At 64.5% G+C, this 16,371-nt stretch carries 12 protein-coding genes, 1 tRNA gene and 2 pseudogenes; 7 read left to right on the top strand and 8 right to left on the bottom strand.

Features of this window, described 5'->3' with window-relative positions; genetic code table 11:
* Positions 1-66 precede the first annotated feature (66 nt).
* The 6 genes and pseudogenes from ACP7CK_RS04560 (at position 67) to ACP7CK_RS04535 (ending at position 3,546) form a co-directional block, all read left to right on the top strand.
* Positions 67-156 (top strand) — tRNA-Ser (locus ACP7CK_RS04560).
* Positions 157-304: 148 nt separating this feature from the next.
* A pseudogene (locus ACP7CK_RS04555) lies at positions 305-838 on the top strand (tyrosine-type recombinase/integrase); the annotation flags it as partial.
* Between the two features lie 90 nt (positions 839-928).
* Positions 929-1,468, top strand: coding sequence for a tyrosine-type recombinase/integrase (locus ACP7CK_RS04550; protein ID WP_426025430.1), 540 nt, complete (start codon positions 929-931; stop codon positions 1,466-1,468).
* A gap of 142 nt (positions 1,469-1,610) precedes the next feature.
* Positions 1,611-1,877: a hypothetical protein gene (locus ACP7CK_RS04545; protein ID WP_426025261.1), complete on the top strand. Its 267-nt coding sequence runs from the start codon at positions 1,611-1,613 to the stop codon at positions 1,875-1,877.
* Positions 1,878-2,120: 243 nt separating this feature from the next.
* On the top strand, positions 2,121-3,293 hold the full coding sequence (locus tag ACP7CK_RS04540; protein WP_426025429.1) for an erythromycin esterase family protein: 1,173 nt from the start codon (positions 2,121-2,123) through the stop codon (positions 3,291-3,293).
* Between the two features lie 127 nt (positions 3,294-3,420).
* Positions 3,421-3,546, top strand: coding sequence for a hypothetical protein (locus tag ACP7CK_RS04535; protein ID WP_426025260.1), 126 nt, complete (start codon positions 3,421-3,423; stop codon positions 3,544-3,546).
* Between the two features lie 528 nt (positions 3,547-4,074).
* On the opposite strand, the gene ACP7CK_RS04530 is transcribed toward ACP7CK_RS04535, so the two are convergent.
* The 3 genes from ACP7CK_RS04530 to ACP7CK_RS04520 form a co-directional block, all read right to left on the bottom strand.
* On the bottom strand, positions 4,075-5,361 hold the full coding sequence (locus ACP7CK_RS04530; protein ID WP_426025259.1) for an MFS transporter: 1,287 nt from the start codon (positions 5,359-5,361) through the stop codon (positions 4,075-4,077).
* A gap of 246 nt (positions 5,362-5,607) precedes the next feature.
* Positions 5,608-6,555 (bottom strand): glycerophosphodiester phosphodiesterase family protein, encoded by a 948-nt coding sequence (locus ACP7CK_RS04525; RefSeq protein ID WP_372704768.1) that lies wholly within the window; start codon positions 6,553-6,555, stop codon positions 5,608-5,610.
* 26 nt (positions 6,556-6,581) lie between these two features.
* A complete protein-coding gene (locus ACP7CK_RS04520; RefSeq protein ID WP_426025258.1) occupies positions 6,582-9,128 on the bottom strand; it encodes a TonB-dependent receptor in 2,547 nt (848 codons plus the stop codon).
* A 147-nt stretch (positions 9,129-9,275) separates the two neighbouring features.
* Here ACP7CK_RS04520 and ACP7CK_RS04515 point away from each other — a divergent pair, with 147 nt between their 5' ends.
* Positions 9,276-10,400, top strand: coding sequence for an ROK family transcriptional regulator (locus ACP7CK_RS04515; RefSeq protein WP_426025257.1), 1,125 nt, complete (start codon positions 9,276-9,278; stop codon positions 10,398-10,400).
* A 33-nt stretch (positions 10,401-10,433) separates the two neighbouring features.
* On the opposite strand, the pseudogene ACP7CK_RS04510 reads toward ACP7CK_RS04515, so the two are convergent.
* The 5 genes and pseudogenes from ACP7CK_RS04510 to ACP7CK_RS04490 form a co-directional block, all read right to left on the bottom strand.
* Positions 10,434-10,529: pseudogene (locus ACP7CK_RS04510) on the bottom strand (hypothetical protein); the annotation flags it as partial.
* A 15-nt stretch (positions 10,530-10,544) separates the two neighbouring features.
* Complete coding sequence (locus ACP7CK_RS04505) at positions 10,545-11,054, bottom strand: hypothetical protein (protein WP_426025256.1); 510 nt, start codon at positions 11,052-11,054, stop codon at positions 10,545-10,547.
* A 269-nt stretch (positions 11,055-11,323) separates the two neighbouring features.
* On the bottom strand, positions 11,324-13,555 hold the full coding sequence (locus tag ACP7CK_RS04500; protein WP_426025255.1) for an ABC transporter permease: 2,232 nt from the start codon (positions 13,553-13,555) through the stop codon (positions 11,324-11,326).
* Positions 13,556-13,608: 53 nt separating this feature from the next.
* Entirely contained in the window at positions 13,609-14,670 is a 1,062-nt protein-coding gene (locus tag ACP7CK_RS04495; RefSeq protein ID WP_426025254.1) for an HlyD family secretion protein, read from the bottom strand.
* On the bottom strand, positions 14,667-16,127 hold the full coding sequence (locus ACP7CK_RS04490; protein ID WP_426025253.1) for a TolC family protein: 1,461 nt from the start codon (positions 16,125-16,127) through the stop codon (positions 14,667-14,669). Before ACP7CK_RS04490 ends, ACP7CK_RS04495 begins: the two co-directional genes overlap by 4 nt.
* Positions 16,128-16,371: the final 244 nt, after the last annotated feature.

Genomic DNA, 16,371 nt, shown 5'->3' with positions numbered 1-16,371 from the left:
CCGCTTGCGATGCGGCGCGCCTGCCATTAGAGAAGCCGCTCGCTCGACCAAGCGACTATGCACCGCGGAGAGGTGGCAGAGTGGTCGAATGTACCGCACTCGAAATGCGGCGTGCCTGGAAGGGTACCGTGGGTTCGAATCCCACCCTCTCCGCCATTCGCCTGTTCAGAGGCGTTCGCCAAAGTTCCTGAACGTCCGAAAACCCAACAAAAACAACACTTCGCGAGTTCGACCCGTCCGGCGTTGACCGCCCGGTTCGCCATGTTTTGCTGCACAAACGTGGGTAGGAACGTGGGTAGAAACCATGCGTGCCTTGCATCGTTTGAGCGCTCTGAAAGCCAGCAGAATCAAGGAGCCGGGGCTCCATGCTGACGGCGGAGGCCTATATCTCCAAGTCGGCAAAGGCGACGCCCGGTCGTGGATTTTCCGCTATTCCGCCAATGGCCGCGAGCGCCAGATGGGCCTGGGCCCGGCGCATACGGTCGGTCTGGCCGAGGCGCGAGACATGGCCCTGGAGCTTCGAAAGCTCCGTTTGAAGGGCGTGGATCCTATTGAGGCGCGCAAGGCCGAACAGGACGCCGCCCGTCGGGAGCGGGCCAGCGCCGTGACCTTCTCCCAGGCCGTGAGCGAATATATCCGCCTCAATAGGGCCGGGTGGCGCAACGACAAGCACGCCGCCCAATGGACCTCCACCCTGAAGACCTATGCCGAGCCGATCATCGGCTCGCGGCCGGTCGCCTCAATCGACGCGAATGACATTCTGCGGGTTCTCGAACCGATCTGAATCGACAAGGCCGAAACCGCCAGCCGTGTTCGCGGACGCATAGAGGCCGTCCTGGATTGGTCCACCGTCCGCGGCCAGCGCTCGGGCGAAAACCCCGCACGCTGGCGCGGACACCTCGAACTGCTCCTCCCCGCCAAGAGCAAGGTGCGCAAGGTCGCGCACCACGCCGCCATCGACCGGGCTGAACTGCCCCCGTTCATGGTCCTGCTGTCCAAGCAGTCTGGCACAGGCGCCCGCGCCCTGGAGTTCACCATCCTGACCGCCGCCCGCACGAGCGAAGTCCTGGACGCGCGTTGGGAAGAGATCGATCTTGAGGCCGAGGTCTGGACAGTCCCCGCGGAGCGCATGAAGGCGGGCAAGGCCCACAAGGTGGTCTTGGCTGAGCCCGCCCTGGCTATTCTCAAGTCTGCGGCGGCGGCCAGGACCTCCGACTGGATCTTCCCCGGCGAAGGCAGGAAGGACGGCCCTCTGAGCAATATGACGATGCTCAAGGTGCTCAAGCGCATGGACCGCGCCGACCTGACCACGCACGGGTTTCGCAGCACGTTCCGAGATTGGGCGGCGGAGACGACCGACACCCCCCCGGCGAGGTGGTCGAGATGGCGCTGGCCCACACCATCGCCAGCAAGGTCGAGGCCGCCTATCGCCAGGGCGACCTGCTCGAAAAGCGCAGGCGCCTCATGAAGGCCTAGGGTCGGTTCTGCGCCAGCTACACGCCCACGACGGCGACGCAGACGCCCCAAACCTGACACCGAACGCCTACGGGGGGGACGCGCGGGCCTATCGATGATCGGATAAAGGACGATGCCTGCGTATGGAGCCCGTCATGGACCGCGACAACCGACCCACCGCCTTCTCCGTCCGACAGTTCTGCGAGATGCACGCCATTGGCCGCACCACCTTTTATGAAGAGGTGAAGTACGGCCGCTTGCGCATCCGCAAGCTCGGCAAGCGCACCCTGGTTCTACGCGAAGAGGCCGAACGCTGGATCAGCGCCCTTCCCTCCCCGGAGGGCCGCTTCTCGCCCTTGAAGCCACGCAGGGCGGCGAACACGGGCTCGGGTTGCCAGCGCGAAGGTGGCCGTAAACCGTGACCGCATAAGCGGGGTCTTCGACGAAGTTTTGTGTCGCCTCGGCGAGGCCCAACTGTTCGGCGGCGACGTCGAGGACATCAAAGTCGATCTGCCCGAAGAGTTTGTAGTTTCGCCATACCGTCAAGCAGAGTGCGTTGGTGGCCAATGGCCTAGACACGCGCAGAAGGATGCGCATACGATACCCCTTAGTTGCGGGAGCATTAAATCGTGAAAGTTGCGGCGATCTGGGGCCTCGGCTTGGCTGTGATCCTCCACGGCGCAGAGAGCAAGGCACTATCGACCTCACAGGTCGATCACAAAACGGATGCACAGGTTCTTGACCAAACCGTCGCTGCGCTTTGCGACCGCCAAATCGCCATGCTCGGCGAAAACGGCTTTCATGGCGACGGCAAGACTGCAGCCTTCAAGGCCGATCTTGTCGGCGCACTGATTGACCGATGCGGCTTCGGCGTGGTGGCCTTCGAAAGCGGCGCTTACGATTTCATCGCCATCGAACGCTCGGTTCGGCGCGGTGAACCGATAACGCGAGACATGGTCGCCTCCGCCATCGGCGGTATCTGGAACCAAAACGCAGAAATCCAGCCCCTGATCGATGATCTTCGCACACGGACGGCCTCGGGGCGTCTGCTGCTGGTCGGCCTGGACGATCAACTCGGCAGTCGTGGAAGTTTCTACTCCTTGGAGGCTATGCCTGCGGAACTGGCGTCCGTTCTCGGGCCTGACCGCCAAATCGAATGCGCTGGCAGCCTTAAGCAGCGGATTTGGTCGGGTTACACGCGCGAAACGCCGTACACCGAAGAAACGCGCACAGCCCTCTCCAGATGTCTCGAAGAGATCGAAGCGGCTGGCGTAGCCCGCCCAGACGATCGCGACGCCACACGCCGGATCATCGCAAATTTTCGCCGGACGCTGGCGCGCGATTTCCAGCCCGGCCTTGAGCGATTGGCGGGACGCGACGCCTCGATGCTCGAGAATCTCGTTGAGGCAGCTCGCGACAGCGACGGGAACAAGCGCAAGGTGATCGTATGGGCGGGGAACAGCCACGTCGCGAAGGCGTTGCCCGACGGATCACCGTATGAGACCCGATCGAACCTGGGCGCTCTCGCCGCCGAACGGTTCGAAAGCAGCGCATATGCATTAGGATTCACCGCTGCGGGCGGGATGTTCCGATACACGGTTAGGACGCCGCGCGACATCGCAGAAGCTGCGGCAGGCTCGCTGGAGCAACGCGTCCTTGTCGAAGCTGCGGATCAGGAGATCGCCTTCAGGAACACAAATTGGTTGGACGTTCAGGGTGCCATCGTCGGCAGCGCCTTTGACGACCATAAGCCGGTCCTCTTCGACTGGGCGACGGCCTATGACGGGATCATCGTCTTTCGGCGTGAGCAGCCGCCCCGTCGTCTCGACGAACAGTGATTAAATTGAACGATTCTGGCGTGTTTTGATATATACTCCAGATTGATGGCCCGCTCAACTCGCCGTCACCGGGATCTATCGGCCCCGGTGCCCCTGACGGGGCTCAATCACTCCAAAGGGGGTTGAAGTGCAGATCGAAACTCAACGCGATCAAACGTCGTTCTTTCCGGTCGAGGTCCTGACGGCGGCGGACCTGGATGCCGTCGCTGGCGGCTTGGCTATGAGCTCCGCGATGGCCGCTTCGGCGGCCTGATCCGGAACGTCTGATCGACTGGCGACCGGCGCTTGAGCGAGGGTGGCGGGCTGGGGCGGTGGCGCGCAGGCGGTCATCCCAAGGGGCAGCACACTGCCAATTGCAAACGCGACGCCCCGCGCCACGGTGTTCCACTGCTTCATTTTGCACTCTGCCTTCTCGATCAACTGCTGAGGAGGCTAGCCGCATCGAACATCAGCGTTGGAAGGTCTGTCTATTGATCCGGTTGAGGCGGTGGCCTTACCCGTTCCAGCTCTCGACCCGATGGCCCTCATCCGTACCGCCGCGACCTCCTCTAAAACACTGGGCTAGGCGCCCGCGATCCGCTGACGGCAGCCTTGAATAAGGTCATGCAAAACGCAGCCGACATTCTTCAGAAAGGGTCGCGATAGAAGGCTCATGCGGCATGACAAGCCGCGCGAGCCGGATCGCTATGCCCGTCATCAGATGCGGCGGCTCCTGTTACATATCAGCGATCTATGGAGTGACGAAGAATCAAGGCAGGCTCGAGAGTTGGGCGCATCTGTGTCAGGCCTTGATCTGACTGCGTCGGTCGGCCCATGACCAAAAGGCTGCGATCACTAGGCATAAGACGGCCCCGACCGCCGGAATCGTGGTCATCAACGCCACGAGCCCCCTGTTGTCACCGCCACGGTAGTCAAACCCGCTCAGAACAACGCCGAGGCCCAGACTTCCCAGACCCAGGGAGGCTTTGGAGACGGCCGTGAACACCGCATAGGCCAAACCTTCCCGCCCTTTTCCAGCCGTTGCGACGACCTCGCTGAAGCCCGCCCACTGGACCATCCCAACGCCGCCGTTGCCAAGCCCGAACACGAAGGCCGCGCCCGCCAATGCGAGCGGGTACGACATCGGCAGCAGCCAGAAGGCCGACAGGGCGACCACCTGGAGCGTCGCTGCCGCCACAAGCGTGGTGATCCGGGAGAAACGCCCGCACAAGATCCTCCAGACCGGCTGACCCAGGATGATGCCCAGGGCCATGGCCGTCACGATCATGCCGCCCCAGGTTGGCGAACGCAGTGCGTAAGCGGCGAAGAAGGGCTCGACCTTTGAAAAGGCCGGCGTCGCCAGAGACGTGACGACCATAAGACAGAGGAGAAGCCAGAACAGCCGTAGCGGTCGGCCGGGCCCGCCGGGGACCGGGATCGGCGCTGGCGGCGGACCCTTGGGGCTTTGGGCCAAGGTATGCGCCAGAAGGCTCGCGCTCGCGATGGCGGGAACAGCTACGGCCAGCGCCAGGGCCAAATAGAGCGTCGCCCCTTCGACGCCACGTCGCGCGATCAGAGGACCGACCGAGAGCGCCACCAGCAGGGTCGCCGCGCCGCTGAACCAGATGCGGGTGGCGGCGACGCGGTCGCGACCGGCGGCGTCGTCGGTCGCCAAGGCCATCAGGGCGTTCTGGGGCAGGTCATAGACCGCATAGGCCAGTCTGAAGACCAGTCCGGCCCCGATGGCATAGGCGAACCGGGCGCCCTCGGGAACCCAGAAGCCGAGGAACACACCGGTGAAGGCCGCCGCGCAGCAGATCGAGCCCACGAACTGGAGGCGGGCCGCGCGGCCGGCGTCCGACAGTCTGCTGGCGAATCGTCCGCCCACCACGAGGTCGATGCCCGCGCTGACCAGCAAGCCCAGGGCAAGCACCATCCCCATGTGCGAGGCGGGCAGGCCGACCAGTTCGGTCAGGTAGAAGGCGAACAGAAGCTCAGAGCCATACCAGAACAGGCTCTTGCCCAGATGAGCGAAGCCATAGACCGCCGTCGCCTGCCAGCCGTCTGATCTGCCCAAAGCGATGGTCATTCCTCCCGTTTAATCCTGACCGCCTCCTATACAGAGGGATTAAGACGCGGAGATTTCGACCCTTATGCGCGCCGGAGGGAGCAACAGCCGGGCGGCGCTACGAAGCAGACGATCCCTTGATATCGGCAGGGAGGCAGCGCCCATGGCCCCAACCGTGGTGTGTACCGAAGGGCGATGACCGGCAACGTGCGCCTCTGGGGATCGCAGACCTGGATTGCGACGCGCAGATGATACGGAGGCGAAGGATTAGTCGTGCGCCATCGGCTTGACAGCCGGTCGGCGCCCCATTTCCTCCACATAGGCGATCAGGGCCGCCGGTTCGTCGGTCTGGATGATCGTGACCCCCATGGCGATCAGCCTGCCCCACACGCCGGCGGGGTCAAGCCTTGCCCCCTGGTCCTGAAGACCGGCCGCGTGTTCGGGCCGGAGGGTGTTGACCCAGATGCGCGTTCCGTCTGCGGCCGTATCGCGTCGTACGGCGGCGAGGTAGTTCAGGTCCGTGAAGATCGTCTCCACGGCGGCGGCGCCGGGGCCGATCTGGCCAGCCAGCAACGCATCCGCCGATCCGGCGGCCTGATCGACGATGGGCATGGCCAGGACGCGGTCGAACGGCGGCTGACCGTTCAAAGCCGGATCACCCGCCGCGACCCGGCGTTTCATGATGACCTGGTCGATCGTCCCGGTGCGTTCCAGGACGGCGAAGGCGTCGTCGTAAACGTCCGCCTTGGCGTCCAGGTTGACCAGAATACGCCCCTTGGCCGCCCGCATCGCCGCCTCGAAGGTCGGCGGAGCCGCTTCGATCAAAGGCGCAGCCGGCCCGCCGGAGCCGGCTCTCAGGCGCAGGGCCGAGATCTGGGCCAGGGTCAGATCCTCGACCCGACCGTGACCATTGGTCATCCGATCCACCGTGGCGTCGTGCATCAGGACCAGCGCGCCGTCGGCGGTTCGCCGGGCGTCCAGCTCAACGACATCGACGCCCAGGGCGATGCAGGCCTCGATCGCCGCCAGCGAGTTCTCCGCTGTTTCAGTCCAGCAGCCCCGATGGGCCACGACCAGGACGGGCCGATCGGCGGCGGAGCTGGGCGCAAACTCGTGACGCAACATCGCCAGCCGGCCGGCCTGGGCCCAGCTCGCCGCGGGAAGGCCGGCAAGAACCGATACGGCCGCCGTGACGAATAGGGATTTCAGGGTCATGATCGCACTCCGCCGGGATCAGAAGATCAGAACTTGCCACGCAGACCGAACTGCACGGTTCTGCCGGTCGTAAACGTCCCGTCGGTCAGGCGACGCTCGAACACATATTCCTCTTGCACAGCGTTGAGGATATTTTGCACATCAAGCGTCAGAGAAACCTGATCGTTCAGCTTGTAGCGAACCGCGACATCGACGGGCGCATAGTCGTCACGATATTTCAGTCCATCCTGTTCGTTCGGCACTTCGCGCAGGAAGACGCCGCGGAAGTTCTGGGCGGCGCGCAGGCTGAACCGCTCATTCTCGTAGTAGACGACGAGATTGTAGCTGTCCTTGGAGTTGTTCGGCAGACCGTAGGTGACCGATCCACCGCCGGCCAGGACCTGTTCGTAGGAAGTGTCGGTGTAGGTGTAGTTCACCGCCACGCCCAGGCCGTTGAACGGCGCCGGCAGGAAGTCGAAGGCCTGCTGATAGTTGAACTCGAACCCTGAGAGGGTGGCGTCATCGAGGTTGACCGGACGGGTCAGACGATAGGATGCGCCGTTGAAATCGACCGTGGTCGTCTCATTGGCGATGAAGCCGGTCACATCCTTGTAGAAATACCCGAGCGACAGGATCGCGCCCTCGTCGAAATACCATTCGGCGGCGAGGTCATACTGGTTCGCCCGGGTCGGATCGAGGTCCGGGTTCTGAGCCGAGATCGTCAGGTTGGACTCATTGATCTCGCGATAGGCGGCCAGGCTGGCCAGGCCGGGGCGCGTAAGAACCCTGGCGGCCGCCGCGCGGAGATAGACCGTCGGCGTCAGGCGATAACGGAGGCTGGCGCTGGGCAGAATGTCGGAATAGTCGCTCTCGACCGTCCGCTCCGTATAGAGGTTGGCGGGGCGAAGTCGTTCTTCGCCGAAAGAGGTCACTTCGGTCTTCTGCGCCCGGACTCCGGCGTCCAGCAACCACGGCCCGCGATCCAGGGTCGCGCGAACATAGCCGCTGTAGGTCCGCTCATCGACCTTGTAGAAGTTGTTCCGTTCTTCGGACGTCTCCAGATCCAGCCGGGGTCCATAGAGAGAAATCGCCTTGTCGAAGTCATAGGTCGCCCAGGACGAGGGCCCCGTGGCGCGATCCTCGTCTTCGAGGAACCCGCTGAACAGGCTGGAGACCGGCGCGAAGGGGTCGGTCAGGCCGCTGAGGGTGCGCGAGAAGCGGATACGTTCCTTGGACCGATCCCGCAGCTTGAAACCCGACTTGACCTTCAGATCGCCGAACTGACGGCGAAGATCGAACCCATAGGCCAGTTCGTCGTCCACCACCGAGGTGGTGTTGCGGCGCGCTTCGCTGGTGGTGAACAACGTCGGATCGGCGATGTCATAGGGTGTGACGATGGTGAAATAGTCGTCGTCCTGGCGGATGTCATAGGAGGCGCGGCCGCGACGATCAGCGAAAAACCGATAGGCCTCCCCGGCGAATTCCGTCCGCGAGGTCGTCACATAAGGCTCGAAGCGCCACGGGCCGAAGTCGATGTCGCCCCTCAAACCGATCTTGTAGAGGTCGGTGGTTCGGTCGTCGGTATTGTTTTCACTGCGATAGCGGACGTTGTCGTAGTCGGCGGCGACCACGACGCCATCCTCGACGACCAGGCTGTTCAACACTTTCGCCCCGGCGAAATCCCAGATCGGCGTGAGGCGATCCTGAAGCTGGTCGGTGCGGATATAGAGGCCGTCCACGATGACCTCGACATTGTCGGCCAGGCGATACTGGCCGGTCGCGGTCAGGGACAATCGTTCCACGGTCTGCTGCTCCTGCACATAGCGCGGGAGATCCATCAGGAAGACATTGGTGAAGTCGTTCACCCGATCGCCGTTGGTGTCGAAATTCCGTCGTGTCCAGCGCACCGCGTCATAGGACTGGGAGGCGGCCGAGAACTCCGAATAGCTGGCCCCGACCACGACGCCGCCTCTGTCACCGGCGCGGCCGTAGACCAGGGTCGCGCGCGGCGAGGCGTCGCCTGTGATCTCGTTGTAGACCCCCTCCAGCGAGGCGATCATCCGCTTGTCGCCAAAGTCCCTGGGGCGGATGGTTTCCAGAGACACCGTGCCGCCGATGCCGCCCTCGTCAACGTCTGCGGTGATCGACTTGTACACATCGACGCGGCGGAAGAGTTCGGCCGGCAGGACGTTGAAGTTGAACACCCGGCTTTCGGCGTTGGACGGCGCCGATTGGCCGTTGATCAGCACCTGGGTGAACTCGGGCGGCATTCCACGCACACTGATCTCATTGCCGACGCCGCCGGCGAAATCGCGTCGGATCTGGACGCCCGAGACCCGCTGCAGCGCCTCCGCGAGGTTCGACTGCGGAAACTGCCCGATGTCCTCGGCGACGATGGAATCGACCACGCCTTCCGCCGTCTTCTTGGTTTCAAGCGCCGCTTCGAGACTGGCCCTGACGCCCTGCACGACGACTTCGTCGAGCAGGGTCGGCTCTTCGCTGGCCGGGCCTTGCTGGGCCAGGGCCGGTGTGGCGATCAGCATGGCTGAGGTGGCGAGCAGGATGGAGCGGCGTGCGCGCGAAATACGGATCATGTCCAGGTTCCCCTTTGCGCCGCACCCCGGCGCCTGGACCGTCTTGTAGATATTTATGCGTCATGCATTCAATGCGTAACGCATGAATTTTTGACGACAACGGCCGAGGGCATGGCTATGACGAAAGAGAACAAGCGAGGCCGAGTCTTGAACATCCCGACGCCGCACACCTTTCATGTCCCGACCGACAGCGAACGTCGCCTGCTGGGTCTGATCCACAGGCGCGGCCGGGCGACTCAAGCCGAAATCACGCGCGCCATGGATCTGACCCAGCCCCAGGTTTCGCGCCTGGTCACAGGCCTCGCGGCCGAAGGCCTGATCCGGCTCGGCCCCGCGGCCGCGAACGGAAGAGGACATCCCAGCGCCGCCCTGACCCTGAATCCGGACTATGCCTTCGGCCTTGGCGTGTCCCTGCTCGGCGACGCCCTGTCGATGGACCTGATCGATTTCGCCGGTCGCCTGCTATGGCGAGGCAACCGGGCCATGCCGGACATGACGCGGCCGCGTGTCCTGGCCCAGTTGGCGGCCTATCGTCAGGAGATGCTGGTCGAGACGCGCGTCGATCCGGCCAGGATCTTCGCCGCAGGGGTCGGGGTTTCCGCCTTCTTCGTCGGCGATGGGCCGTTGATGAATCCGCCGGCCCTGCTCGACGACTGGGCCCTGGTCGATATCGCGGCCGTCCTGGAGGACACCCTTGGGGTCAGGGTCAGCGTCGATAACGACGGCAACGTCGCCAGCGTCGGAGAAGCCTACCTCGGCGCAGGACGACGCCATGCCTCCTTCGCCTATCTGCAGGTGACCAACGGATTCGGCGGCGGCCTGGTGCTTAACGGCCGACCGCACCGGGGAACCTTCGGCAATGCGGGGGAATACGCCGCCGTATGGCAGGCGATGGGAATCCCTCATCCCAATCTGGAGCGGCTCCGCACCCTCGTCAGCGATCATGATGAACCCCTTGGATCCGTGTCGGCCATGATCGAGGCGTTCGACATGAACTGGCGCGGGGCAGCGCTTTGGCTCGACGAGGCGGGACCAGCCTTCTCCGTCGTGGCTACGGCCATCTCCGCCGTGGCGGATTGCGAGGTGATCGTGCTGGGCGGGCGTATCCCTCCGCCGTTGGCCAGGGCCCTGGCCGACCGCATCGTCATCGCGGGAACCGATCGCCGTCAACGCCCCAGACCGCTTCCGGTGGTGATCGAGGCCGAAGCCCCCGGCGACGCCGTATCGCTCGGCGCCGCCATCCTGTCCCTGCAGCAGAGCTTCTTCCTTTGACCTCGAGCCCCGGCCGCCCCCGTCAGCCGTCGTTCAGCGACGACCGCTCGCGTTGAGGTAGTCGATGAGCCGTCCGGGCTCGTCGGTCTGGATGACATTGGCGCCCAGGTCGATCAGTCGACCCCAATGGGCGTCGGGGCGCGATCAGGGCGTCGGCGTCCACATGGCCGGCGGCGTGGCGCGGCTCCAGAGTATTGACCCATAGCGGTCGGGCGTGGTGACCAGGGAGGTTCCATCGACCTCGCGCAGGATCGGCATGAACAATAGATCGCGGCCGTCCAGCACCTGGCGAAGCGCCCGGTCCTCCGGCGGGGCGGCGCTTTTGAACAGGGCGTGATCGACCAGACCCAGGCGTTCAAGCTCCTGCACCGCTTGGAGATTGACCTCTCCCTTGGCGTCGACATTGACAAGGACCCCGCCGCGCGCCGCCAGCATGGCTTCCGCAAAGGTCGGCGGCGCCGCGTCGGTCGGGGGCGCATCGGGTCCGCCCGCCCCGGCTCTGAGCCGCAGGGCCTTGATCTGGGCTAGGGTCAAATCGGCGACCCGGCCGTGGCCGTCGGTGGTGCCGAAACTCTCCAAGAGTTCGGCCGCACGCCCTTCCTGGATGTGCTGAACGCTCAGCCAGTCACGCCGACGCCCAGGCCAGTCTTTCAAAAGCCCGAACCACCCTCATCGACCGCCAGATCGACCTGTTCCTGGCGCTCGGCGGCGGTTGGGAGTGACCGGGCGGAATCGCGACCTCGCGAAAGACCGTGACGGCTTCGGCGAGGGTGAATCGAGCAAAGCGGTCATTCCGAACCGCCCTTTTGCGCCAATAGCGGTCTTTCACGTCGCGCCCCGAACACGACATCGGAATTTTGAGAGCCTTTCGATCGGTCTTGTGGATGCTTCCCACGCGAACCTATCTCCTGGTCCCCCAAGCTCTATCGGCTGAGATCGACGCGGAGAGAGCCGCGCATGAGCCACAAGCCGCCATAGACGGCGGCGAGGCCTGTCAGAATGGCCGCCGAAGCCGCGACTTCGCCAAGGCTGGCCCCCATGGCGTTCAAGCGAACGAAGGCCTGAACCGCAGCGGTGGACGGTGAAAGATGAGCGAGCCAGACGAGCATCTTCGGCATCATGAAGTGCGGCCAGGCGGCGCCGGACAGGAAGAACAGGGGCGCGGACGTGCCGACCAGCACCTGCAAGACGCGCTCATGTCGGTCAAACAGACCGCCCAGGAGCAGACCCAAGGCGGAAACTCCTGCTGAAAAAATTGGCGCCAGCAGCAAGACGCCGATCAGGTTCCCTGCGCGCGGGTAGTCCTGAAGCCAGAAGACAAAGCCGAAATAGAACAGGCTGGACGCGGTCCCGATTGCTATCAGCGCCAGCCATAGACCCAGGCGCACGCTGCGTCTCAGAGGAGGCGCGCCCGTTTCTCGACGAACCGCTGCGACCACGCCGGCGCCCATCAAAAGCGTCTGTTGCAGGATGATCAGACTGACCGCCGGCACGGCGTAGCCGCCATAGCCCTCGGTTGGATTGAACAGGGAGTCCTGCTTCAGGGTCGGCGCCAACCGGACTGCGCGGGCGATGTCAGGAAGGCCTTCCAACTGCGCGTCGGCGACATGCGCCGCCGCTGCGGCGACGGCCTTGCCGACAGCTGTGACACGAACCAGATAGCCGCCGTTCAGCCAGATCGCCAAGCCCGTCGGCGCCCCTCTCACCAGATCGGGTTCGAACCGCTGGGGCAGGACGACGACGCCATCGATCACGCCGCGCCGCATCAGTTCAAAGCCCTCAGCGGAGGACGGGATGACGGCGGCGACCTCGACCTCGCGTGAGGCGTTCAGGTCTTCGACAAGGGCGCGCGTCAATGCGCTTTGCGTCGGGGTCACCACGGCGACGGGCAGACCTGCCGCCGCCTGCCCGGCGTAGGCGGCGGGATAGTAGAAGGCGTAGAATACGACAGCCAGGATCAGCAGGCTGTTGACGGGCCGTGCGTGCGGCAGATTGCGGAAAGTTGCGATGAAGGCGGCGGTGACGCCCTGCTGGGGAAGTGAGAAGCTGAGCGTTTCCGGCTTGGGGGCGAAACGCGAGCGCAGCCGGATGAGAAGCGCTGACAGGATCAGACCGATCACAGCGACGCCGCCTAGGATCATCAAGTCTCGCCACGCCGCATCCGTAGCCGCACCCGTGACCAACTGGCCCGTCTGCAGTCGCAGATAGTGAGAATAGGGCAGAATATCGCTCCAGATCCGGGCGAAGCGTGGCCCGTGATCCAGCGGCAGAGTGCCGTTTGAAAAGGCGATGGCCGCGCCGGAATAGATGGCGGTGGCCGAGAACGCCGTGTCCACGTCTCCGAGCGCCGTAACCAGCAAAGCGGACAAGACGACGCTCACCGCCATCAGGGCGAGCACGCCAAGCGTCAGCAAGGGGAGAGAACCGGCCACACCCCAGCCCCGCACGCCGCTCAGCCAGGCGATCCAGCACAGTCCCCACAGGCTGAAGATCACGAAGTGCGGCGTCAGACGTCCCATCAGGGCTGTCGTCGTGCAGCCGCCCGTTTGGGACCTGAAGGTTTTGAAGGAACCGCCCTGCATCAGCCGACCGACCGCCAGCACCGCTGAACAGGCGGCCAGCAGATGAAGGACGCCAGGCGCCAACAGTCCGCCGAGGAACAGCTCGAAGCTAAGTTGGGGATTGCCGACGATCGACACCTGGACGGCGGGCGGCTGCAGTGCGGTCTCAGGCACTCCGCTCTGGCGTGCCCGCTCCTGCAGTTGCGGGCCCGCCGCTGACGCAATGGCCGTACTCTGCCCCAATGCGGACAGGGCGCCGACGGTCTGGAAGGCGCCATTGAAGGAGACTGTCACCTGTTCCGGGCGACGGAACGCGCCGTCAGAAAAACCCGCCGGAAAATGGGCGACGCTGTAAATCTCACCCCGCCGCATCAAGGTCATGGCCTCTTGCATCGTCGCCGGAGCGTGGACCACACGCACACTAGGGCTCGCCTCCATGTTACGGATTGCAGCACGGCTGAAGGCTGAGTTGTCCTGATCGACCACGGCGACCGGAGCCTGACGGATCACGCCAGGGGCCAGCATTGCTGCGATCACCGTCAGCAGGATCAGCGGCAGACCAAAAGCGACGAACGCGTCCCACGGTCGGGTCATCAAGAGACGCGCTTCGTCCTGAACGGCCGATACGAAGACGGCCGTCGCGCGCTTCACCGTGCGGACCAATCGAACAGAACGCTCATGCCAGGCCTCAAGCCGTTGACCACTCGAACGGGCTTGGCTTTGACCTGAAAGCTGCGCACGTCATAGCCGCTTGACTGCCGGGTGGAGCGCCACGTGGCGAACTCGCCCTGAGGATTGATGGCGGTGATCCGGAAGGCGGCGTTGGTGACACCGAGTGCAGGCACGTCGCCATGCACGATCACGCCGATCTTCAGATCGCGGAACTGATCCTCGCGCACGCTGAATGCGACCCAGGGATCGCCGATGTCCACAATCGTGAAGACTGGCACGCCCGTGAGCACCAACTCTCCGACATTGGCGAAACGCTCCGCCACCTCGCCGTTGTGTGGAGCGAGCAATCGTGTCTCGCCCTGCAGGCTTTCGACCTCGGCGACGGCGGCCCGAGCGCCCTGGACGTTGGCGTCGGCCACAGATTTTTCCTGTGGCCGGGTTCCAGCCAAAGTCTTCAGATACTGCTGGCGGGCCGCCTCGCTCTGCGAGGCCGTGGCGGCCCGGGCGGCGACGGCCTCGTCACGACGCTGGGCGGAGATTACGCCTTCGGCAAACAGGTTCTCCGCTCGATGCGCGGTCTGGTCCGCCAAGCGGGCCGTCGCCTGGGCGGCGCGCCAGATCGACTCAACCGTCTTCACATCTTCGCCACGCGCGCCTTCGCGGCTCATCGATTGGATGGCCTCTGTCGATTGAAGCAAGGCGCGCGCCTGGGCGTCCTTGGCCGCGATTTCTGGACTGCTCATCAGGGCCAACTCCTGACCAGCCTTCACCTGATCGCCCTCTGCGGCCAGGAAACGCTCTACGCGGCTGGGCACCTTGGTCGCGACGGTGACGGTCTCCGCCTCGACCATGCCTTGAACCTGGTCTTTCGCGGGACGGGCCGCGAGAAAGAGGCCCACGATGATGAAGCCGATCAGCAGGACGAGGCCGACACCCACGATCACAGGCAGTATCCGCCGACGTGAAGACGTGCGACCGGGTGCGATGGCCGGCGCGCCGTCTGTCAGGTTCTCTGCCAAAGGCGGCGTCTCACTCATGGCGCGCTGATCCGGTCTTCGCGTTGCAGGTAGTCGTTCAGGGTCAGATCGCTTCCCGCCGCCGCCAACAGGGCGGCCAGGCTGAGATCATATTCGTAAGCCGCTGCTGCGCGTTGCAAACGAGCAGTTCCAAGAAGGTTGCGGGCATCGACCACCGAGGAGGCCGTGGCCTCGCCCTCCTGAAAACCAACCTCCTGAACTCTCAGATTTTCGCTGGCGGCCTCCAGGCTGCTGTCCATGCTCAGAAACTGACGGCGCGCCAGTTCCGCCTGGTTGTACGCTCGCGTGACCAGCAATCGTGCGTCGTCTCGGGCCTGCCGTTCCACCTCCGCAGCGGCCGAGGCCTGGGCGCGGGCGGCGCCCAGCATACGCCGTCGATCCACAGTCGAAATCAGGGTGTAGCGCGCGCCTATTCCGACCGCCCAGTCCGGCTCGGTCGGCAGAGCGTCGTCTGGATTCAGGTTGTAGGTCCCGAATGCATAGACGGACGGCTTCATCCGTGACGCCGCCAGATCGGCGCCCGCTTCGGCGAGATCGCGCCCGGCCTGGGCCTGCGCAAGACGGGCGTTCGCCTGGCTCGCCTGGTCCAGAAACACGCCGGCCGGACCGACGGGGTCGCGGTTTACGAACAGGGGCGTGGTCGGAACAACTCCGGCGTCGGCGTCGACGACCCGTGCGAGGGACGCCACGGCGTTGTCAAGCTCCAGCTCGGCCCTGTTCACCTGCCGCTGAGCCGCGTCGCGAGCGACTTCGATCTGGAGGGTCTGGGAATGGCTGAGCATGCCTTCGGCTTCCAGAAGTCGGGCGTTACGCAGATGCAGGTCGAAGCCGTCCCGGGTCTCATGGGCGATCTTCAGTGCTTCCGCTGCGAGCACCTGGCCAAAATAGGCGCGCGCCAGATTGACGTCTTCCAGACTGACCGCCTCCTGCTGTCTGGCCTGCGCCAGATCGACATTGGCCGCCGCCGCCCGTCGCAGGGCCGGAATCGCGCCGCCGGTGTAGAGCGGCTGAAGCGCGGTCACCGTGGGTCGAAATGTAGTGTCGTCAACCTGGAGCCGGACATCCTGCGGCAAGGCGGCGAAGATTTCCGGAAGAGCGGCTTCCAGTCGCTGCCCGACGCCCTGCAATACGTCGCCCGGCACACCAGGCAGGTCTGCAATGAGCCCGGGAATGGCGGCGCCGAGCTCGGCCTGTGCGCGGTCCAGCGCGTCGCCCAGAGACAGATCGAATGTCTTGCGGTATCGGATCAGCTGGGCGTCGAGGGATACCGTCGGGCGATTCAATCCAGCCGCCACATCGGCCTGCGCCTGCGCGGCCTGCATCCCATAGCCGGCGGCGCGCCCGAGACTGGAACCGAACCGCACACGGTCCTGAGCAGCAGCATAGGTCAGACCTATAGGGGCGCCCGTCTGCGTCGTCTCTGCGGGCGCGAGCTGAACCTGGGCGACCGCCGCCAAAGCGTTCGACGCCAATCCAGCCAAAGCCACGACGACAGCCCGGCCGATCCAAGCTGTAGCCATTGCTTCACCTCGCCGTCAGCAGTGACAGACTATCTCAAGCTCAGCCGCTCCGTCCAGCGACGGCCGGTTGAGAAGGCGCCACAGTCTGTCGCTTACGCATCCGGAATCATCTGGACGTATCAACCTCAAGCATGAGGCCGCTCTCAGGCTAGCTTACAACGCGACTGGCCTGCAGTTTCGT

This window comes from Brevundimonas sp. TSRC1-1 (assembly GCF_049898245.1).
In the GTDB taxonomy this organism is placed as follows: Bacteria; Pseudomonadota; Alphaproteobacteria; order Caulobacterales; family Caulobacteraceae; genus Brevundimonas; species Brevundimonas mediterranea_A.
The sequence above is the reverse complement of the archived record's forward strand: the minus strand, read 5'-3'. Positions and strand labels throughout refer to the sequence as shown.

Excerpts from the sequence above, each read along its gene's own strand:
- ACP7CK_RS04545 (WP_426025261.1), top strand. The coding sequence starts at position 1,611 with ATGGACCGCGACAACCGACCCACCGCCTTCTCCGTCCGACAGTTCTGC.
- ACP7CK_RS04530 (WP_426025259.1), bottom strand. The coding sequence starts at position 5,361 with ATGACCATCGCTTTGGGCAGATCAGACGGCTGGCAGGCGACGGCGGTC.
- ACP7CK_RS04525 (WP_372704768.1), bottom strand. The coding sequence starts at position 6,555 with ATGACCCTGAAATCCCTATTCGTCACGGCGGCCGTATCGGTTCTTGCC.
- ACP7CK_RS04520 (WP_426025258.1), bottom strand. The coding sequence starts at position 9,128 with ATGATCCGTATTTCGCGCGCACGCCGCTCCATCCTGCTCGCCACCTCA.
- ACP7CK_RS04500 (WP_426025255.1), bottom strand. The coding sequence starts at position 13,555 with ATGACCCGACCGTGGGACGCGTTCGTCGCTTTTGGTCTGCCGCTGATC.
- ACP7CK_RS04495 (WP_426025254.1), bottom strand. The coding sequence starts at position 14,670 with ATGAGTGAGACGCCGCCTTTGGCAGAGAACCTGACAGACGGCGCGCCG.